At 34.3% G+C, this 19162-nt stretch carries 21 protein-coding genes, 1 pseudogene and 1 other annotated feature; of the genes and pseudogenes, 18 read left to right on the plus strand and 4 right to left on the minus strand.

Annotation, left to right across the window (positions count from 1 at the left end):
* The first annotated feature begins 66 nt into the window (after nucleotides 1–66).
* Genes DW196_RS00545 through DW196_RS00570 form a run of 6 tightly spaced genes read left to right on the plus strand, consistent with a single transcriptional unit; the run spans nucleotide 67 to nucleotide 4469 of the window.
* Nucleotides 67–492, plus strand: coding sequence for a PTS sugar transporter subunit IIA (locus DW196_RS00545; protein ID WP_071456958.1), 426 nt, complete (start codon nucleotides 67–69; stop codon nucleotides 490–492).
* 11 nt (nucleotides 493–503) lie between these two features.
* Nucleotides 504–974 carry a PTS sugar transporter subunit IIB gene (locus tag DW196_RS00550; RefSeq protein ID WP_071456957.1) on the plus strand — a complete coding sequence of 157 codons (471 nt, stop codon included), beginning with the start codon at nucleotides 504–506 and terminating at the stop codon, nucleotides 972–974.
* Between the two features lies 1 nt (nucleotide 975).
* Nucleotides 976–1815 carry a sugar phosphate isomerase/epimerase gene (locus DW196_RS00555; RefSeq protein ID WP_158563483.1) on the plus strand — a complete coding sequence of 280 codons (840 nt, stop codon included), beginning with the start codon at nucleotides 976–978 and terminating at the stop codon, nucleotides 1813–1815.
* A 13-nt stretch (nucleotides 1816–1828) separates the two neighbouring features.
* On the plus strand, nucleotides 1829–2617 hold the full coding sequence (locus DW196_RS00560) for a PTS sugar transporter subunit IIC (RefSeq protein WP_199566552.1): 789 nt from the start codon (nucleotides 1829–1831) through the stop codon (nucleotides 2615–2617).
* On the plus strand, nucleotides 2604–3425 hold the full coding sequence (locus DW196_RS00565) for a PTS system mannose/fructose/sorbose family transporter subunit IID (RefSeq protein WP_199566553.1): 822 nt from the start codon (nucleotides 2604–2606) through the stop codon (nucleotides 3423–3425). Before DW196_RS00560 ends, DW196_RS00565 begins: the two co-directional genes overlap by 14 nt.
* A 39-nt stretch (nucleotides 3426–3464) precedes the next feature.
* The gene (locus DW196_RS00570) at nucleotides 3465–4469 is read left to right on the plus strand and encodes an SIS domain-containing protein (RefSeq protein ID WP_071456954.1); all 1005 of its coding nucleotides are present in this window, start codon (nucleotides 3465–3467) and stop codon (nucleotides 4467–4469) included.
* Between the two features lie 56 nt (nucleotides 4470–4525).
* Here DW196_RS00570 and deoC read toward each other — a convergent pair whose 3' ends face one another.
* Nucleotides 4526–5173, minus strand: coding sequence for a deoxyribose-phosphate aldolase (gene deoC / locus DW196_RS00575; protein ID WP_118249555.1), 648 nt, complete (start codon nucleotides 5171–5173; stop codon nucleotides 4526–4528).
* 168 nt (nucleotides 5174–5341) lie between these two features.
* Nucleotides 5342–5596 (plus strand) — a binding site (T-box leader).
* A gap of 65 nt (nucleotides 5597–5661) precedes the next feature.
* Here deoC and DW196_RS00580 point away from each other — a divergent pair.
* From DW196_RS00580 to sufB, 9 genes are all read left to right on the plus strand, one after another.
* Nucleotides 5662–6690, plus strand: a complete 1029-nt coding sequence (locus DW196_RS00580; RefSeq protein WP_118249556.1) for a methionine ABC transporter ATP-binding protein — start codon at nucleotides 5662–5664, stop codon at nucleotides 6688–6690.
* Between the two features lies 1 nt (nucleotide 6691).
* Nucleotides 6692–7381 carry a methionine ABC transporter permease gene (locus DW196_RS00585; RefSeq protein ID WP_071456951.1) on the plus strand — a complete coding sequence of 230 codons (690 nt, stop codon included), beginning with the start codon at nucleotides 6692–6694 and terminating at the stop codon, nucleotides 7379–7381.
* Nucleotides 7382–7399: 18 nt separating this feature from the next.
* Nucleotides 7400–8248: a MetQ/NlpA family ABC transporter substrate-binding protein gene (locus DW196_RS00590; RefSeq protein WP_118249557.1), complete on the plus strand. Its 849-nt coding sequence runs from the start codon at nucleotides 7400–7402 to the stop codon at nucleotides 8246–8248.
* Nucleotides 8249–8480: 232 nt separating this feature from the next.
* The gene (locus DW196_RS00595) at nucleotides 8481–9662 is read left to right on the plus strand and encodes a cation:proton antiporter (protein WP_118249558.1); all 1182 of its coding nucleotides are present in this window, start codon (nucleotides 8481–8483) and stop codon (nucleotides 9660–9662) included.
* 192 nt (nucleotides 9663–9854) lie between these two features.
* Nucleotides 9855–10628, plus strand: coding sequence for a Fe-S cluster assembly ATPase SufC (gene sufC, locus DW196_RS00600; protein ID WP_071456948.1), 774 nt, complete (start codon nucleotides 9855–9857; stop codon nucleotides 10626–10628).
* A 17-nt stretch (nucleotides 10629–10645) separates the two neighbouring features.
* Nucleotides 10646–11935 (plus strand): Fe-S cluster assembly protein SufD, encoded by a 1290-nt coding sequence (gene sufD / locus DW196_RS00605; protein ID WP_118249559.1) that lies wholly within the window; start codon nucleotides 10646–10648, stop codon nucleotides 11933–11935.
* Complete coding sequence (locus DW196_RS00610) at nucleotides 11936–13168, plus strand: cysteine desulfurase (RefSeq protein ID WP_118249560.1); 1233 nt, start codon at nucleotides 11936–11938, stop codon at nucleotides 13166–13168.
* Nucleotides 13155–13628, plus strand: coding sequence for a Fe-S cluster assembly sulfur transfer protein SufU (gene sufU / locus DW196_RS00615; RefSeq protein WP_071456945.1), 474 nt, complete (start codon nucleotides 13155–13157; stop codon nucleotides 13626–13628). The genes DW196_RS00610 and sufU overlap by 14 nt, the downstream gene beginning before the upstream one ends.
* A gap of 14 nt (nucleotides 13629–13642) precedes the next feature.
* Nucleotides 13643–15037 carry a Fe-S cluster assembly protein SufB gene (gene sufB, locus DW196_RS00620; RefSeq protein ID WP_118249561.1) on the plus strand — a complete coding sequence of 465 codons (1395 nt, stop codon included), beginning with the start codon at nucleotides 13643–13645 and terminating at the stop codon, nucleotides 15035–15037.
* Between the two features lie 208 nt (nucleotides 15038–15245).
* Here sufB and DW196_RS00625 read toward each other — a convergent pair whose 3' ends face one another.
* Entirely contained in the window at nucleotides 15246–15716 is a 471-nt protein-coding gene (locus DW196_RS00625; RefSeq protein ID WP_118249562.1) for a hypothetical protein, read from the minus strand.
* A gap of 133 nt (nucleotides 15717–15849) precedes the next feature.
* Between DW196_RS00625 and DW196_RS11725 the strand changes: the two are divergent.
* From DW196_RS11725 to DW196_RS00635, 3 genes and pseudogenes are all read left to right on the plus strand, one after another.
* Nucleotides 15850–16011, plus strand: a pseudogene (locus DW196_RS11725) (phage major capsid protein); the annotation flags it as partial.
* A gap of 257 nt (nucleotides 16012–16268) precedes the next feature.
* A complete protein-coding gene (locus DW196_RS11280) occupies nucleotides 16269–16442 on the plus strand; it encodes a hypothetical protein (RefSeq protein WP_158563484.1) in 174 nt (57 codons plus the stop codon).
* 10 nt (nucleotides 16443–16452) lie between these two features.
* Nucleotides 16453–17076: a GNAT family acetyltransferase gene (locus tag DW196_RS00635; protein WP_118249564.1), complete on the plus strand. Its 624-nt coding sequence runs from the start codon at nucleotides 16453–16455 to the stop codon at nucleotides 17074–17076.
* 236 nt (nucleotides 17077–17312) lie between these two features.
* Here DW196_RS00635 and DW196_RS00640 read toward each other — a convergent pair whose 3' ends face one another.
* The gene (locus tag DW196_RS00640) at nucleotides 17313–18098 is read right to left on the minus strand and encodes an FxLYD domain-containing protein (RefSeq protein ID WP_118249565.1); all 786 of its coding nucleotides are present in this window, start codon (nucleotides 18096–18098) and stop codon (nucleotides 17313–17315) included.
* Nucleotides 18099–18125: 27 nt separating this feature from the next.
* Complete coding sequence (locus DW196_RS00645) at nucleotides 18126–19031, minus strand: Ltp family lipoprotein (protein WP_118249566.1); 906 nt, start codon at nucleotides 19029–19031, stop codon at nucleotides 18126–18128.
* Nucleotides 19032–19162: the final 131 nt, after the last annotated feature.

A 19162-nucleotide genomic window follows, 5' to 3' on the forward strand; every position in this document is an offset into this window, starting at 1 on the left:
GCAAATAGTTTGCCGATTATTTTTGGCATGCTATTTGCTTTTATTTTTATGTAAGGAGGTGGAACATTGGAAAGAAGAATTATTCTAGCATCTCATGGGTCCTTTGCTTCAGGTATTTTATCATCTTTAGAACTGATTTGTGGTAAACAAACAAATATTGAAGCATTAGATTGTTATACAGAAGAGTCATTTGATTTAGCTAGTGAAGTAAGTGAGATAATAAATAATAATCAAGAAAAAGAAATTATTGTAGTTACAGATATCTTTGGCGGTAGTGTGAATAATGAATTTTTGCAATATATCCGTAATTCAAATTTCTTTTTAGTGGCAGGGATGAATCTCCCTTTTCTTGTTGAATTGGTCACACAAATTGAATTTGTTCACTCATTAGAAGACTGCATAAATGAAGCATTATCAAATAGTAAAGTATCCATTCAATTTTGTAATAACATTTTAAAAAATGAATTACAAGTTAAAGAAGAAGAATTTTAGGAGGGATTTACATGATATTACTGACAAGAGTTGATCACCGTTTATTACACGGACAAGTTGCTTTTACGTGGACACAAGATTTAGGAACAGATTGTATTTTAATAGCTAATGATGATGTCCCTAATAACGATTTAAGAAAAACGACAATAAAGTTAGCTAAACCACAAGGAGTTAAGTTAGTTATAAAAAATATAGAGGACTCAATTAAAGCACTGAAAAGTGGGGTAACTGATAAGTATAAATTGTTCATTGTTGTTGAATCGATAGAAGATGCTTATAAATTAGCTAAAGCTTATCCAGATATTAAGCAAATTAATTTAGGAGGAACTAAGGCCAGCACAGATAAGGAAAATATTTCTAAAGCAGTAAATGTTACATCGCATGAGAAAGATTTAATACATGAGTTATTAGCTAACAATGTTGAAGTAGAAATAAGACAAGTTCCATCTGATAAAAAAATAATGGCAAGTGATGTTATTTAAAATGAGTGAATTTGATTGGTTTTCAAGGATAGCAGGGATGAATTATTATTATCGTTATTACCCTATAGAATATTTTTACGAGTCGCTTAATAAAAATGGCATTACACAATTAGAATTATGGACATGTACTCAGCATTTTGATATTAATCAATTTACTTACCAAGATACCAAACGATTTTTAAAAAAACAGAAAAAATATGGTTTAAAAACTATATGTGTGACGCCAGAACAGAGTAACCCAAAGCCGTACAATCTTGCAGCGAAAGATGAATTACTACAAAAAAAAGCCATTAGTTACTTTGAAAATACGATTCGGGTAGCTTCTGAATTGGAAAGTCCTTACATATCAATGAATTCAGGATGGAATTTTTATAATGAAAACATAGATGAGGCTTTTAAAAGATCTATGTCGAACATGAGTTATCTAGCACATTTTGCTAAAAAGTTTGATGTAGCAATTGTTTTTGAAGCTCTTCAGCCAGAAGAATCAAACATAGTTAATTCGTTGTCTGATTTGCAACGATACATACAAGGAATGGGTAGTGATAATGTATTTATTAATATAGATTTTGGAGCGATGTCTCGAGCTAACGAAACAATTGACGATTATTACCGAATATTTCCAGATAGTATTAGACATTGCCATTTTGTTGATGGTAATCCCACTGGTCATCTTTCTTGGGGAGAAGGTACAAGAGATGTTCTAGAGGATATATCAAGATTACATGATAACGGTTATGCAGGAAATTTAACATTTGAGTTTGCGCAAAGTAGATATTTTGCTCATCCTTTTGATGTGGATAAACGAGCAATTGATTTTTTGAAGAAAACGTTAAACTAAGGAGGAATTAAATATGGGAGATATAGTGCCTGCACTGTTAATCGGATTAATTGGATTTTTAGGACCTATGGATTTTGCTATTGGATCAAATTTATTAAATCGTCCAATTATTATGGGGCCATTAGTAGGATTAGTTTTAGGTGATTTGACACAAGGGATTATAATTGGTGCTTCATTAGAATTAATTTTTATGGGAGCAATATCCGTTGGAGCTTATTTACCACCTGATGTGATTGTTGGTGGCGTATTAGGAACTGCTTTTGCTATTAGTTTAGGGCAAGGAGTTGGAGCAGCAATAACTATAGCCATGCCAATAGCAATGTTGTCTTTAGCTATTGGGAACTTATTAAGTATTATATTTCCAATGATTGCCCATTCAGGAGATCGTGCAGCTTCAGAAGGGAATGCTAGAGGTATCACCAAATCTATGTGGACGATTGGTTTATTAGAATGTACTAGACGCGGTGTACTATGCTTCCTTGGGTTTTATCTAGGTAGCTCACAAATCGAGCATGTCCTTTCCATGATACCAGATAAAATTATTACCGGTTTAGAAGTTTCTGCAAACTTATTACCCGCAATCGGATTCGCAATTTTATTACAAATGATTTTGAATAAATCAATTATTCCATACTTCTTTTTAGGATTTTTATTGTCATCGTATCTCCATGTTCCAGTATTAGGGGTTGCTATGTTTGGATTGGTGCTGATTTTTATAACAATGAAATTTAATAATACAGGTTCACATTCAATGACAAATACGATAACAGGTCAAGGGGTGGAAGATGATGATGACTTCTAATGAAAAAAAAGTAACGAAGAAAGATTTAATGCGTATATTTTGGCGCTCACTGCCAATGGAATTTGGTTGGAATTATGAGAGGCAAATGCATTTAGCTTTTGCTCATATGATGTCGCCACTTATGAAAAAATTGTATGGAGAAGATGATGCGCAGTATGCTAATTCTTTAGAACGACATATGGAATTTTTCAATTGTACACCACAAATTGTACCTTTTATAGGTGGAGTTGTTGCTTCAATGGAGGAAACAAACGCTAACAGTGATGACTTTGATCTTTCTTCAATTAGTTCGATTAAAACAGCATTAATGGGTCCCCTTTCCGGAATTGGTGATTCTATTTTCATGGGAACCATTCGTGTAATAGCAACAGGACTAGCTGTTTCTCTTGCAGAAAAAGGAAATATCCTGGGCCCAATATTGTTCCTGTTACTCTACAATATTCCAGCTTACTTACTAAGATACTATGGTGTGATGTCAGGTTATAAATTAGGAGTAGGATATCTAACTAAGATTCAAGAGTCTGGGTTAATGGAGACCTTTAAAAAAGCTGCATCTATTTTAGGAGTAATGGTGATTGGAGCCATGACAAATGAAATGGTTGCGATTAACTTTACTTTGAAGTTAGGTAGTGGAGATGAAGCACAAACATTACAAAACATATTAGATGGCATGATGCCAGGATTAATGAGTTTAGTAGTTTTATATATATTCTATAAACTCAATAAACGAAAAGTTAATGTATTATGGCAAATTTTAGGAGCAGCAATTATCGGTGTCTTACTGACTTGGTATGGCATTTTAGGATAATAAATTTTAATAAAACAAGATTATTAGGAGGATAAAAATATGCTAAAATTTAATGAACAACAACAAATTGATACAATACAGGGTGCTTTAGAATTAAGACCTACTGTTGAAGAAATTATCGATAAAGTGTGGGATGAAGGTTTTGATAATGTGTTTTACTTAGGAATTGGTGGAACATATGCTTCGGGTATGCAAGCAGTAACATATATGAATGGGAGAAGTGATTTACCAGTTTATGTCCAACATGCAGCAGAGTATTATACAACGGGAAATAGACGATTAACTGAAAAATCTTTAGTCATTCTATCTTCAGTTACTGGTACGACACAAGAGGTTGTTCGTGCAGTGAAAGAAATGAAAGAAGTCGGTGCAACACTACTTGGGTTTATTGATAAAGCAGGGAGTATTTTAGCTGAATTATGTGATTACGTTGTTTGTTACGAACCATTAGGAACAGAACAAATTAAATATTTCATGGTAGCTGATCGTTTAATGAATAGAAATGGCGACTTTGATGACTATGAAGAGTACTATGCTGAATTAGATAACTATTTAGCGAAAGGTTTAGTTGAGGCTGAAAAGAAAGCAGATAGTTTTGGTTTGGAATTTGCACAAAAACATCGTCATGATGCAATGCATTATTTTATAGGGGCAGGTAACCAGTGGGGGGCAGTATACTCATATGCAATGTGTTATTGGGAAGAACAAAGTTGGTTACGTTCTAAATCAATTCATTCTGCTGAATTTTTACATGGCACTTTAGAAGTTATTGATGAAACTACTCCTGTGACATTATTTTTAGGAGAAGATGAGCAGCGTATGTTATCAGAACGTGTAAAAAATCTTTTACCTCGAATTTGTGCTAATTATACTTTTATTGACACAAAAGATTATCCAGTGGATGGTATAAGTGAGAAAAATAGAGGACGTGTCTTATCATATTTACTAATGCACTGTGTGACACAACGTATAGACGCTTATGTTGAAAAACTAAATTGTCATCCATTAGACATCCGCCGTTACTATCGACAATTTGATTACTAAAATAAAAAGTCGATCAAATCTTGTTATTAGCAAGAATTGATCGACTTTTTTATGTTTTAGTCTTCTTTTATTAAAAGGATTCCAGAACTTGTTCCAAGTCTGTCAGCACCCATTTCAATCATCGTGAAGGCATCTTCTTTAGAGCGAACGCCACCTGATGCTTTAACAAATGCATTGTCTTTAACCGTGTCTTTCATTAGTTTCACATCTTTAGGTGTTGCACCACCAGTTGAGAATCCTGTTGATGTTTTAACAAAGTCAGCATTTGCTGATACAGATAATTCACATGCTTTAACGATTTCTTCGTCAGTTAAAAGACATGTTTCGATAATTACTTTTACAATCGCTTTTGGATGACTTGCTTTAACAACTGCTGCAATATCTTGTTCTACGATATCGTATTCTTTATTTTTTAGTGCACCGATATTAATCACCATATCAATTTCTTCTGCACCATTTTCAATAGCATTTGTTGTTTCAAATACTTTGGTTTCTGTTGTGTTTGCTCCTAGAGGGAACCCAATAACTGTACACACTTTTGCTTTTGCATCAGCTAAAATTTCTGCTGCATAGCTTACCCAGAAAGGATTGACACAAACTGAGGCGAAATCATATTCTGCGGCTTCCTCGCACAATGTTTTTATTTGCTCTCTTGTGGCATCTGGTTTTAATAACGTGTGATCGACATATTTTGCTAAATTCATAAAATTAGCTCCTTCAAATAATATTTGTAAACGCTACTGTATTACTACTACTATATTTTACAATGATTAGGGTAGAATAGCAACGTAAACTAAGTAGTCATAATTATAAAAAATGACGAATAAAATTGTTGACAGGCATTTTTTCATTTGTTATTATATGCCTTATAAATCATTGCTTTGAAAAGAAGAGTATATTTTTGGATTGTATAAAGAGACCTCGGATGGTGAGAAAGAGGAACAAGAAGGAAATAGAAGATGGTCTTTGAGCATAAAAGTATGAGCGTCTACTGCTAGTATTTTTCGGGAGTTCCCGTTACCGGACAACAGTATTTAAAGCGACTCGCTTGCGTACTGGGTAAGATTATTATCGTGAGGTAATAATGAAAAAAGGTGGTAACACGAAACAACGCTTTCGTCCTTTGTTTACTTATGTAAAGTAGATAAAGGACGGAAGCTTTTTTTGTTATCAAGATATAGGAGGCAACATCATGAGTAATATAGAGTTAATTGATGTATGTAAAACTTATAAGACCAAAAAACAAACGGTCGAAGCAGTCAAACATGTTGATTTATCCATAAAAAGTGGCGACATTTTTGGGGTAATCGGTTTTTCAGGAGCAGGTAAGAGTACATTAATTCGTTTATTGAATTTATTAGAACAACCAACAAGTGGCATCATCGAAGTGGATGGTGAAGATATCACGAAATTAAAAGGAAAAAGTTTACGAGATTACCGAAAAAAAGTTGGGATGATTTTCCAACATTTTAACCTGTTATGGTCGAGAACGGTTTTAGACAATGTGTTACTACCTTTAGAATTTAGTCATGTGCCAAAAGCTGAAAGAGAAGCAAGAGCACGCGAGTTGATTAAACTAGTTGGTCTTGAAGGCCGTGAAAATGCTTATCCAAGTCAACTTTCAGGTGGACAAAAACAGCGTGTCGGCATCGCTAGAGCACTAACAAATGACCCAGAGATTTTATTATGTGATGAGGCAACAAGTGCTCTTGACCCACAAACAACCGAAGAAGTACTCGATTTATTGTTAGACATCAACAAACAACTTGGCTTAACCATCGTGTTAATCACGCATGAGATGAATGTGATTCGCAAGATTTGTAACAAAGTCGCTGTCATGGAAACAGGCAGTGTGATTGAAACAGGAGATACTTTATCAGTCTTTAGACACCCAGAGCATGAAGTGACCGCAAGATTTATCAAACAAGACATTCAAGAAGACAGCGAAGAAAACGAAGAAGCGATTCAATACTTGGTGAAACATTATCCTGAGGGGCTATTAGTTCGCTTGATTTTTGAGGGAGATAAAGCAAAAGAAACGGTTATATCGCAAGTCATTCATGAATACAACATCAACGTCAATATTTTACAAGCCAGCCTTAGACAAGCAAATCATTCATCTTTTGGAACAATGCTTGTGCAATTGACAGGTGACGAGGCAACGGTGTCTGAGAGTTTGATTTATTTTGAACAACATGGCGTAGGAGTTGAGGTGATTTAACATGGAAAAAGGATTAATAGAAACGTATTTTAATTTTAGTGAAATTAATGTCGATGATTTTATCAAAGCCACAAAAGAAACATTGTATATGACGTTTGTCTCAACATTTTTTGTGGTAATTATCGGCCTTATCATTGGTCTAATGCTTTACTATTTCGGAAAAAGCAACAAACCACTTGGTAAGACACTTTACGGAATTGTCTCAATTATCAGTAACACATTCCGTTCGATACCATTTATTATTTTGATTATCTTATTGTTCCCTATCACAAAAGCATTGATAGGCACAATGTTAGGCCCAACAGCAGCATTACCAGCTTTAGTCATTTCAGCCGCACCGTTTTATGCAAGGTTGGTCGATATTGCGTTTCGTGAAGTAGATCCAGGCGTACTTGAAGCTAGTGAAGCAATGGGTGCCACACAATTGCAAATTATTTTTAAAGTCTTAATTCCTGAAAGTGTGCCAGCATTAATCTCTGGTATCACAGTGACCACCATTACGATGATTGGCTTTACGGCTATGGCAGGGGCAATCGGGGCAGGGGGACTGGGTTCTCTTGCTTATCAAGGTGGATTCATGGGGAACAAACACACCATTATCATGGTCGCAACGGTATTAATTCTAGTCATTGTGTTTATTTTACAATGGTTAGGTGATTTATTAGTAAAATTAACAGATAAACGAAATTAACATTTAGGGGGAAAAGAAATGAAAAAAACATGGATTAAATTAGGCGTGGCAGCATTGGCTGTTTTAACGTTGGTTGGATGTGGCAATAGCGGGAACACAAAAGATAGTGCGTCAGGCAGCGGAAGTAAAGATGACAAGGTGATTAAAGTCGGTGCGTCTCCAACACCACACGCGGAAATTTTAGAAGAAGCAAAACCATTATTAAAAGAAAAAGGGTATGACTTAGAAATTGTGACATTCCAAGATTATATCTTGCCGAACAAAGCGTTGGCTGAAAAAGAAATTGATGCCAACTATTTCCAACATATCCCATACTTCACAAAAGAAGTTAAAGAAAAAGGGTATGATTTTACTAATGCAGGAGCAATCCATTTAGAAAAAATGGCACTATACTCACAAAAAATTAAAGACATCAAAGACTTAGAAGATGGTGCGACCATTTTAGTTAGCAACTCTCAAACTGACTGGGGTCGTGTGATTGGGATGCTTCAAGAAGCAGGACTTGTGAAAGTAAAAGAGGGTGTTGATTTAACAACTGCCACATTTGATGATATTTCAGAAAATCCGAAAAAATTAGTTTTCAAATATGACATCGATCCAGCGATGATGGCAACAACATACCAAAACAAAGAGGGCGATTTAGTGGCTATTAATGCTAATTTTGCTGAAGGGATTGGGTTGAACCCAGAAAAAGATGGTATTTTAGTGGAAGATAACAATTCACCATATGCCAATATTATTGCGGTTCGTACAGAAGACAAAGATTCAGAAAAAACAAAAGCATTGGTTGACGTATTACATGATCAAAAAATTGTTGATTTTGTTAATGAGAAGTGGAAAGGCACTATTACAGTGGTAACTCAATAATAGTTATAAGGATAAGTAGCAAGTGGTTATTGCTACTTATTTTTTATGCGTGAAACCACGTCTTATTAATCAGTAAGAGTTCAAACTTGAAACCCATCCTATTTTATTATACGATTAAAATACAATATAGTGTTTGATTAAGAAAAATAAAGCGAGGTGTAACTAAAACATGTCAATGATAACATTATGGAATCGTTCGTATAACGAAATAAAAAATGAAAAGAGGTAGATTATGGATATTTTGTTAACTTTAGGGTTAATTATTTTATTTACAAAAATAGCAGATAGCATTGCAATGAAATTTGGGCTTCCATCAGTCGTCGGGAGTTTGATTGTTGGGATATTAGTAGGACCATCTGTTTTTAACATCATACAAAACAATGCATCAATTGAGTTGTTATCCCACTTGGGAGTTATTCTTCTAATGTTTATTGCTGGTGTGGAAAGTGATTTGAAGATATTAAAAAAGTATTTTAAACCTTCTCTCATCACAGGTCTTCTAGGGGTATTAATCCCATTCGCCGTATTTTTCTTTGCTTCAAGGTCGTTTAATTATTCGCAAGACACTTCACTGTTTATTGGCCTAATCTTCGGAGCAACTTCTCTAAGTATCGCCATTCAGGTACTCAAAGAGTTAAATTTCATACAAACTAAGGAAGGATCCATTATTATCGGATCATCTATTTTAGACGATATTATCGTCGTTATCTTGTTGAACTTAGTCTTAAATCTAGTCAACCCCAATACAACTACTGCAGATGTATTACCATTTCTTTTTAAAAATGTGTTGTTCTTCCTATTTATTTATATCTTCGGAAAATATATTTTACCAATTATCCTTAAAGGGTTGTCATACTTTATCGTTCCAGAACGAGACGTTGCCTTTTCTTTAATCATGGTGTTCCTACTCAGTTTCTTAGCTGATTGGATTGGTATGTCAGATATTATCGGTGCTTTCTTTGCTGGTATTTTAATCTCACAAACACCATTTGCCGAATATGTTGAAAGAAAAGTAACCAGTATTACTTCTGCATTATTTGCACCAGTATTCTTTGTAAGCATTGGATTAAAACTTGTTTTAGATGGTTTAGGTGAAAACATGTTATTAATCATTGTCTTTAGCGTACTAGCTATCTTTACTAAATTTATCGGTGGGTTCCTTGGAGGAAAAATCGAGAAATTTGATAACAATAGTAGTGCTATTATTGGTGCGAGTCTGATTTCACGTGGCGAGATGGCATTAATCTTGATTGCGTTAGGACTTGAAAAAGGCTTTATCGATCAAGGAATGTATGCGTCTTTAGTTTTAGTCATTATCTTTACCACAGTGATTGCCCCAATATTGTTGAAATGGGCGATTGCGCTGGGAGATAAATCAAAAGCAGAATTAGACGACCCAGTGCATGAATCTTAAAAAAAGAAATGTAGACAATATTGTCTGCATTTTTTTGTTATTTGATAGAAATATTAAATAAGAGTAATTATTATCTGCCTTTTTTCAAGATAAGACGTAATTTAAACACTTTTAAATTGAAGTCCATTCTCAATTAGGTTAAAATTAATAAAGAGTATATTTTTAATAAAGTAATAATTTGGAGGGAAAAACATGTCCGTTTTAGAAATAAAGGATTTGCATGTATCAATAGAAGAAAAAGAAATACTAAAAGGTGTTAACTTAACCATGAAAACGGGTGAAATTCACGCGATCATGGGCCCAAACGGAACAGGTAAATCAACTTTATCTGCAGCAATTATGGGAAATCCAAATTATACTGTCACTAAAGGAGAAATTCTTTTAGATGGTGAAGACGTATTAGAAATGGAAGTTGACGAACGAGCTCGTGCTGGTCTATTTTTAGCCGTTCAATATCCTAGTGAAATTCCAGGAATTACAAACGCTGAATTTATGCGTGCGGCAATGAACGCAAAACGTGCTGATGATGACAAAATCTCAGTCATGGACTTTTTAGATAAATTAGATGACAAAATGGCGTTATTAGATATGCCAGAAGAGATGGCTGAACGTTACTTAAACGAAGGATTCTCAGGTGGAGAGAAAAAACGTAATGAAATTCTTCAATTATTAATGTTAGAACCAACCTTTGCGATTTTAGATGAAATCGATTCAGGTCTTGATATTGATGCCTTACAAGTTGTATCAAAAGGAATCAATGAAATGCGTGGGGATAACTTTGGGTCACTTATCATCACTCACTACCAACGTCTATTAAACTATATCGTGCCAGATGTGGTTCATATTATGATGGATGGCCGTGTGGTTATGACTGGTGGCGCTGATTTAGCGAAACGTCTTGAAGAAGAAGGATACAAAGGAATCAGTGAAGAATTAGGAATTGATTACGAAGAAAACGAAGAATAATGAAGGAGGCAAGATAAATGAAATCTACAAATGTAACTGATTATCTTGACGACGTGACATTATTTTCAGCTAGTCAGGAAGAACCACAATGGATGTTAGAACGTCGTAAAGAGGCGTTAAATAAAATCGATGACTTAGAATTACCAGCGATTGAGAGAGTAAAATACCATCGTTGGCCTTTAATGAATGTCGGTGAATTAAACAATGAAGTGATTAATGAGGAAATCTTGCCTTCTTTTACAGAACTAGAAGATAACCCATTAATCATTCAAGGTCGCACAACGACTTATTTTGAACAAATGCCAGTCGAATTAGCTGAACAAGGCGTGATTTTTACTGATATTTTTACGGCAATGAAAGAGCACAGCGACTTAGTTGAGAAATATTTCATGACAAAAGCTGTGCCAAGTGACGAAGATAAATTAACTGCGTTCCATACAGCCTTTTTAAACGGTGGGGTATTTTTATACGTGCCAAAAAATGTGGTTGTAAAAGACGCATTTGAATCACTATTTTATCACCAATTAAACGACAGCAGTGCCATGGTAAAACATGTCTTAATCGTAGCGGATGATAACAGTGAGTTAACATACTTGGAAAGATTCCAATCAGTTGGCGAAACAGCTGAAAAATTAGCAGCAAATATCGTGGTTGAAGTGATTGCAAGACCAGGAGCAAAAGTAAAATTTGCCGCTATTGACCGTCTAGGAAAAGAAGTTAACACATACTTAAATCGTCGTGGATACATTATGCGTGATGCTATTGTGGACTGGGCGTTAGGGTTAATGAGTGACGGAAATGTTGTCGCTGATTTTGATTCTGAACTGGTGGGCGAAGGCTCTCATGCGGAAGTGAAAGTGGTCGCAATTGCAACAGGTCGCCAAATACAAGGAATCGACACACGTGTGACAAATAGAGCGTCACATTCAATTGGTCACATCTTACAACATGGTGTGATTCGTGAGAAAAGTACGTTAACCTTTAACGGAATTGGCCACATCATCAAAGGAGCAAAAGGCGCAGACGCACAACAAGAAAGTCGTGTGTTAATGTTATCTGATAAAGCGCGTGGTGACGCGAACCCGATTTTATTAATTGATGAATTTGAAGTAACGGCAGGACACGCAGCAAGTGCTGGTCGTCTTGACCCAGAAGAATTATATTATTTAATGAGTAGAGGACTTCCTCAAAAAGAAGCAGAAAGATTGGTAACACGTGGATTCTTAGGGTCTGTGATTACGTCAATCCCTGTTAAATCTGTTCAAGAGGAGTTTGTTCAAGTAATTGATAGAAAGCTGGCTGATTAAATGACTGTATCTAAACGCAAACAAGATTTTCCAATTCTTTTTCAACAAGTAAATGATGAGCCACTTGTCTATTTAGACAACGCTGCGTCAACACATGTGCCAACACCTGTGATCAATGATTTGGTGACATATATGCAAACCAGTCATGCAAATGTACATCGTGGTGTGCATACATTGGCAGAACGTGCGACAAGTCAATATGAAGCAGCACGAGAAACCGTGCGAGCATTTATTGATGCGAGTAGTGTGAAAGAAGTGTTGTTTACACGAGGGACGACAACTGGATTAAACTGGGTGGCATGTTCACTTGGTGAGTTAGTTGTTGAGCCTGGTGACAAAATTGTGATTAGTCGCATGGAACATCACTCAAATATTGTGCCGTGGCAAGAGCTAGCTAAACGCAAACAAGCCGAACTCATCTACATTGATTTGACTGAAGACGGTGAGTTGGATATGGCTGATGCGAAAGAAAAAATCGTATCCGGTGTGAAAATTGTGTCGATTGCCCATGCATCGAATGTCTTAGGTGTGGTGAATCCTGTCAAAGACTTAGCAAAATTGGCTCATGAAGTCGGTGCTGTGATGGTTGTAGACGGTGCGCAATCAACCCCTCATATGACAGTATCTGTGCAAGAGTTGGATTGCGATTTTTATGCCTTTAGTGGTCATAAAATGTGTGCGCCAACTGGTATTGGCGTGTTGTATGGCAAACAAACTTGGCTTGAAAACATGTCACCCATCGAGTTTGGTGGTGAGATGATTGATTTTGTCTATGATGATTACAGCACATGGGCAGAGTTGCCGTATAAGTTTGAAGCCGGCACACCGAATATTTCTGGTGCGATAGCATTAGCAAGTGCGATCAAGTATTTGGAAGAGATTGGTTTAGATACGATTACAAAACATGAACAGGAACTAGTCGAGTATGTGTTGCCAAAATTACTAGCGATTGATGGGTTTGAGTTATATGGGCCAAGAGATGCGAGTAAACATACTGGTGTGATTGCCTTTAACATTAAAGGCGTGCACCCGCATGATTTGGCAACCGCACTAGACATGCAAGGCGTGGCGATTCGAGCGGGACATCATTGTGCTCAGCCATTGCTTCGCTATTTGGCTGTTCATTCAACAGCAAGAGCAAGTTTTTATTTTTACAATACAAAAGAAGATGCTGATTCATTAGTTGAATCAATCATCGCTGCAAAGGAGTTTTTCTCAGATGGCTTTATCTAGATTAGACAATCTTTATCGACAAGTTATTTTAGATCATACCAATCACCCACACAACAAAGGGGTATTGGATGAAGCGACTAGCCAAATTGAATTGAATAACCCAACGTGTGGGGATGTGATTCAATTACAACTTGCGATGAAAGATGGGGTAATTGATGAGATTGCCTTTGACGGTCATGGCTGTTCAATCAGTATGGCAAGTGCCAGTATGATGACTGACGCGGTAAAAGGAAAAACCGAAAAAGAAGCCATTGAAATCATTGCTGACTTTTTAGAGTTGGTGCAAGGTGAAAATATTGGCGAGAAGAAAAAAGTCTTGAAAGATGCTCAAATGTTAGGTGGCGTGGCAAAATTTCCTGCGAGGATAAAATGTGCAACACTAGCGTGGAAAGCATTAGAGCGTGGGATTATTGAAGAAAATCAAACGGTTGTAACCGAAGAATTACATAGTGAAGAATAAGGAGTGTGACCCAAGTGAGTGAGGTACCACAATTAGAAGAGTATAAATTTGGTTTTCACGACGATGTGCAACCGATCTATACAACAGGTGAAGGATTAACAGAAGAGATTGTTCGTGCGATTTCGGCTAAAAAAGAAGAACCAGAATGGATGCTTGAGTTTCGTTTGAAATCACTGGAAGCATTCCACAAAATGCCAATGCAAACATGGGGACCAGATTTATCTGACATGGACTTTGATAAGATTAACTATTATCAAAAACCAAGTGATAAACCAGCCCGTGATTGGGATGATGTGCCAGATAAAATCAAAGAAACCTTTGAACGTATCGGAATTCCAGAAGCAGAACGAAAATACTTAGCCGGAGCAAGTGCGCAGTATGAATCAGAAGTGGTGTATCACAATATGAAAGAAGAATTCCAAAAATTGGGAATCGTCTTTACTGATACAGACACCGCATTAAAAGAGTACCCAGATTTATTTAAACAATATTTCGCGTCTTTAGTGCCACCAACTGATAATAAATTAGCAGCATTAAACTCAGCAGTATGGTCTGGTGGAACATTTATCTATGTACCAAAAGGCGTGCGAGTAGATGTGCCCTTACAAACTTACTTCCGTATTAACGCTGAAAATACTGGACAGTTTGAGCGTACGTTGATTATTGTTGATGAAGGCGCAAGCGTGCATTATGTGGAAGGATGTACTGCACCAACTTATTCAAGCAATAGTTTGCATGCGGCGATTGTTGAGATTTTTACCTTAAAAGATGCTTATTGCCGTTACACAACCATCCAAAACTGGTCTGACAACGTGTATAACTTAGTAACAAAACGTGCTCGTGCAGAACAAGGGGCAACAGTGGAGTGGATTGATGGAAACTTAGGTGCTAAAACAACGATGAAATACCCAAGTGTTTATCTTGAAGGAGAAGGCGCTCGTGGAACCATGTTGTCTGTTGCGTTTGCCGGAGCAAACCAAATTCAAGATACTGGGGCAAAAATGATTCACAACGCACCAAACACATCAAGCTCGATTGTCTCAAAATCAATCGCCAAAGATGGTGGAGAAGTGAACTACCGTGGTCAAGTAACTTTCTCTAAACAAAGTGAAGGGTCAATCTCACATATTGAGTGTGATACGATTATTATGGATGAATTATCAAAAAGTGATACGATTCCATTTAACGAAATCCACAATAGTCATGTGGCGTTGGAACATGAAGCCAAAGTATCAAAAATCTCTGAAGAACAACTTTACTACTTGATGAGCCGTGGTTTGTCAGAAGAAGAAGCGACAGAGATGATTGTTATGGGATTTGTGGAACCATTTACGAAAGAATTACCAATGGAATATGCCGTTGAATTAAATAGACTGATTTCATATGAGATGGAAGGCAGTGTAGGTTAAACTTAATATTTAAGCTAGAAACGTTGATATAATAATGTTTCTAGCTTTTTTATATTTTATGAAATTTTTATAATGAGTAGATTGAAATACCTTTAATTTTATTTCTTCTCTTCTAGCTTTAAATTTTTTTCATATAAATCCAGTTCTCTATCTTTTTGATCTAACTCTCTATTCTTCTGATATAATTTTTGAATTTCAATGTTATTTTCTATTTCCTTTTGTTTATTTTTATAATACTAGTTTGTATATCAACAAAAGGCTGTACAAAGGTTCCTACTGCACCTAGAGCAGTACATATGGTTAAAATGGTTTTTGAGTATAAATTAATTATCGATTTGTTGACTGGTTTATCAGATAATTTAGATGGTCCTCCAATAGGTTTAAGAGTATTAAAGTCATACTCGAATTGTAGTAATAACTCAGCTTGTTCATTTGATAAATCAAGATTTTCAATAAAGTTTTTGTAAGTCATATTATTATTTTTCAAATAATTTTGAAGGTTTAAAGCAAACATTGTACTGTTTGAGGCAAGGTTTTTTATAGGAGAATCAGTAAGCATATCTTTTGTAAAGCAAGTTGCATAAAAGGTTTCCACTCTTTGTTGTGGACTTTGATTAGAACAATTTTGTAAAGTATTATCTAAGTCAGTAAACAGTAAATTTAGGTCATTATAAGTCATTATAAAATCAGCCCTTTTAAAATAATATTATCAAAATAGAATGTCACATACAATTAGTTTATTTTGTTAGATTAACTAAAACATTAGTAACAAATCAAACAGGTTTTAACCATTTAGATACAAAGATAGTCAATGTCGCTATATCTTACAACCCGATGTAATAGCTCCTAGTGGTTATGCGTTGTTTGGTGCTCCTTTACAAGTGTCTAGTGATAAACTACTAACAAACACAGGAAAAGCTTTCCCATTGATTATGGGTGATTTAAAACAAGTGGTATTTGTGGCAAAGAAGTAACCAAGTCACAATACAGTGGGGAAAATTTGACTTTTACTCACGTGGAGAGGAACGCTATTTAACATACATGCTATAAATTATGATTATAGATATAAGGAATAGACGATTTTAATTGCTAGTGAAATAATGATTAGCGTACTCTCAACGGGGTGTTTTTTTTAGAATCATTTAGAAGTATATAGAAGAAAAACCTTGCTTTTTCATAGTACATGTACTACACTTTATGTGTATATAGTACATATAAAGGAGGAATTACTATGGCAACTAAAACGTTTACAAAAGAAATTAGCTTTAGTGCAAAAACAGCTGAGAAATTCCTAGATGCTATGGATCGTTCACAGAGAGTTGATATTACAAGTAAACATGAGATTAAAAATGCTCATGGTAAAAAAGAAATTAATAATTTACTGGCTAAGGCTTTAGGGAAATAGAGGGGATTTTTTGGCATTAATTACTGTTAGTTTAAAAGAGCTGTTAGAAAATTCAGAGAGTATGGAGGATGTTGAAACGCTCCTCCATACTTTTTTTTGTGTAAAAGATTCTGAAACAAACTTTGGGAAAGATGTACAAGATTTTTTACACAAAAAAGCGATAAATTTTGAGAATGCTGCAATTTCGAGAACGTTTTTAGTTATTTATAGTGATGAAAAAATTAGTTATTTAGCTGGTTATTTTTCATTAGCGAATAAGCCACTAAGTATGACAGGTAAAAATTTTGGAAAACTATCTCAATCTAAGAAAAAAATGCTTTTAGGCAGTGGTCATAAGACTGATAAAAATAATTATGTTTGTCCATCTGTTCTATTAGGACAACTTGGAAAAAATTGTAATTATCCTCAAGATATAGAAGATTCACAGAAAGTTGAGGGTAAAGATATTTTAAAAGCCTCTTATGAAAAAATAAGAGATATTTATACTTTGTTTGGTGGCAAAGTTTTATATCTTGAATGTGATAATAATGTAAAACTAAGAAATTTTTATAATGGGAATGGATTTAGTTTATTAGAAGGTTATGAATCTGAAAAAGATATGCTAGTATTTGTTAAAAAATTATCGCAAGTATAATTACCCCCAACTAAAAAATACTATCTTTATACTATCTATAAGTTTAAATACTTGCTATTAGATAGTATATTCTTATGTTTAAAACTATCTATAAACGTTAATAAGTCAACATTTAGTAATAAAAAAATAACCGTATCTTAAATGGAAGGGTCTTTTGGGGAATACTAAAAGCTCTAAACGTTAAAACTGTTAACGTCTAGAGCTTTTATTTTTTACTTACAAAGTATGATAAAAGATTATTTTATCTCATAATATTTTATTGATATGTCAGATTTGTCAAATTTTTTATCATTCATGAATCTAAATTTAAACTTTTGTCCTTTTTTCCAATTATCTGCATATAAATATTGTGAATCTACAATTGTACCACTATTATCTAGTAAGTTAACAGTCGCTGATAGATTATTAATATCATTTTCTGTAGTATTTTCTATTGTTGTAGCATAGTTTTTATAGTCCGATTCATATTCTTGAGGTTCAATCTCAAAAGTTACATTATTAAATAATGCTTGAATAGATTTTTCAATCGTTTCATTTTTAATCACTTCATTACCGTGGGCCTTTAATTCGTTAAGTGTTTTTTTATATTTTTCAGAGATGTTAATATCGTAATTATCAACGAAGTGAACAATCATTTTTGTTCGTGAAGCATAATGATTATCCCAATCTTGATCAAATGATTTTGAACCGTAAGTATCTACTACAGTTATCCCATTTTTTAGTTCGTTGATATAGGCTATTGCTGCTTCTTGTAGTTTTGAATCGTTAAATTTTTTATTGGAGAAATCATTAAGTGTTTGCAGTTCCAAATTAGTTGCTTTCTTTAAATTCTCCACATATTCCTCTTCAGTTTTTTCATTATCATCTACTTTGTTAGTAAAGTTCCATCGTGATTCAAGACCTTTGCTAAATCCTTTTAGAAAATCTTTATCTGCGAATTCATCTTTATTTGAATTTGAACATCCACCTGCTAGTATCGTTAGTAAGATAACAAAACTCAAAATAATTTTTTTACTATTCATTTTTAGTACCCCTTAAAAAAGTGAATTTTATATATTGTTTAATGCATAATTTATTTCTTCATCTGAAAAACCTTCATAGCTTAATTGATCTCTAAGTCCGGCATCTGAAAAAGAAGTATAATCTAAATATGATTTAGCTACTCTAAGCGCATTTTTTTTCCAGTCTGTATCAACATTTTCTACCGCAAAACGAGCTGCATCGTCTGGATATTTCTCATAAATTAATTGATCATAAAGGCTTGATTTTGAAAATCCAGAATATTCTAGATAATCTTTAGCTGAGGATAAAGCATTTTCTTGTTCGCGAGATTGGGCTTTTGATTTTTCTTTATTTTTTGTTTCCTCAGCTTTAAGTCTATTTTTTTCTCTTTCCTCATCCAATTTTTTTTGTTGTTCTTCTTTTTGTTTTTTCTCATCTTCTTGTCTTTTTTTCTCATCTTCTATTTTTTGTTGTTCTTCTTTTTGTTTCTTTTCATCTTCCTGTTTTTTCTTATCTTCTAGCTCTTTAGCTTTAGCTATTTCTATGTTTTTATCTCGATTTAAAAACTCATCTTTGGAATATAATTTCAAGATAGTTTTTTTCGTATCGTTTTCAAATATGTAAAAATCAATTGATTTTGGAGCAGCAAATGTTAGGACAAAGGATCCGGATGAATCAGATTTAGTTTTAACAATTTCTTCTTTTGTTTTTTCTAAACTTACAGTAACATCACTGTCAGGTTTTCCAATACCTTTAAGAACAATTTGAGTATCGTTATTTTTATATTCAGGTTTAGCAGCGAAGATACTAAATTGAGATTCTGAGTTGTTTTTTGTACTATTTGATAATGTAACTGGTGTAGTATTTGACTGATTTACTTTTGATACTTCCTCCTCATGGACACTACACCCACTCAGCAGTAAAAAAGTAGTAAGTAATAAGATTTTTTTCATTTTTTCCTCCATTGTAAATTACAATTTATTTATGCATTCATTCAATTTTTAAAGCACTTACAATATAGTATAATAAAAATTTGATGATTTCTATTAAAAATACGAGATAATTTAAAATATTAGAAAAATAG

Origin of the sequence: Vagococcus sp. AM17-17 (genome assembly GCF_003471765.1) — a bacterium.
Classification (GTDB): Bacteria; Bacillota; Bacilli; order Lactobacillales; family Vagococcaceae; genus Vagococcus; species Vagococcus teuberi.

What these genes read in the sequence shown, in the direction of transcription:
- DW196_RS00550 (WP_071456957.1), top strand. Translation starts at nt 504, where the DNA reads ATGATATTACTGACAAGAGTTGATCACCGTTTATTACACGGACAAGTT.
- DW196_RS00555 (WP_158563483.1), top strand. Translation starts at nt 976, where the DNA reads ATGAGTGAATTTGATTGGTTTTCAAGGATAGCAGGGATGAATTATTAT.
- DW196_RS00560 (WP_199566552.1), top strand. Translation starts at nt 1,829, where the DNA reads ATGGGAGATATAGTGCCTGCACTGTTAATCGGATTAATTGGATTTTTA.
- DW196_RS00565 (WP_199566553.1), top strand. Translation starts at nt 2,604, where the DNA reads ATGATGACTTCTAATGAAAAAAAAGTAACGAAGAAAGATTTAATGCGT.
- DW196_RS00570 (WP_071456954.1), top strand. Translation starts at nt 3,465, where the DNA reads ATGCTAAAATTTAATGAACAACAACAAATTGATACAATACAGGGTGCT.
- deoC (WP_118249555.1), bottom strand. Translation starts at nt 5,173, where the DNA reads ATGAATTTAGCAAAATATGTCGATCACACGTTATTAAAACCAGATGCC.
- DW196_RS00580 (WP_118249556.1), top strand. Translation starts at nt 5,662, where the DNA reads ATGAGTAATATAGAGTTAATTGATGTATGTAAAACTTATAAGACCAAA.
- DW196_RS00585 (WP_071456951.1), top strand. Translation starts at nt 6,692, where the DNA reads ATGGAAAAAGGATTAATAGAAACGTATTTTAATTTTAGTGAAATTAAT.
- DW196_RS00590 (WP_118249557.1), top strand. Translation starts at nt 7,400, where the DNA reads ATGAAAAAAACATGGATTAAATTAGGCGTGGCAGCATTGGCTGTTTTA.
- DW196_RS00595 (WP_118249558.1), top strand. Translation starts at nt 8,481, where the DNA reads ATGGATATTTTGTTAACTTTAGGGTTAATTATTTTATTTACAAAAATA.
- sufC (WP_071456948.1), top strand. Translation starts at nt 9,855, where the DNA reads ATGTCCGTTTTAGAAATAAAGGATTTGCATGTATCAATAGAAGAAAAA.
- sufD (WP_118249559.1), top strand. Translation starts at nt 10,646, where the DNA reads ATGAAATCTACAAATGTAACTGATTATCTTGACGACGTGACATTATTT.
- DW196_RS00610 (WP_118249560.1), top strand. Translation starts at nt 11,936, where the DNA reads ATGACTGTATCTAAACGCAAACAAGATTTTCCAATTCTTTTTCAACAA.
- sufU (WP_071456945.1), top strand. Translation starts at nt 13,155, where the DNA reads ATGGCTTTATCTAGATTAGACAATCTTTATCGACAAGTTATTTTAGAT.
- DW196_RS00625 (WP_118249562.1), bottom strand. Translation starts at nt 15,716, where the DNA reads ATGACTTATAATGACCTAAATTTACTGTTTACTGACTTAGATAATACT.
- DW196_RS11280 (WP_158563484.1), top strand. Translation starts at nt 16,269, where the DNA reads ATGGCAACTAAAACGTTTACAAAAGAAATTAGCTTTAGTGCAAAAACA.
- DW196_RS00640 (WP_118249565.1), bottom strand. Translation starts at nt 18,098, where the DNA reads ATGAATAGTAAAAAAATTATTTTGAGTTTTGTTATCTTACTAACGATA.
- DW196_RS00645 (WP_118249566.1), bottom strand. Translation starts at nt 19,031, where the DNA reads ATGAAAAAAATCTTATTACTTACTACTTTTTTACTGCTGAGTGGGTGT.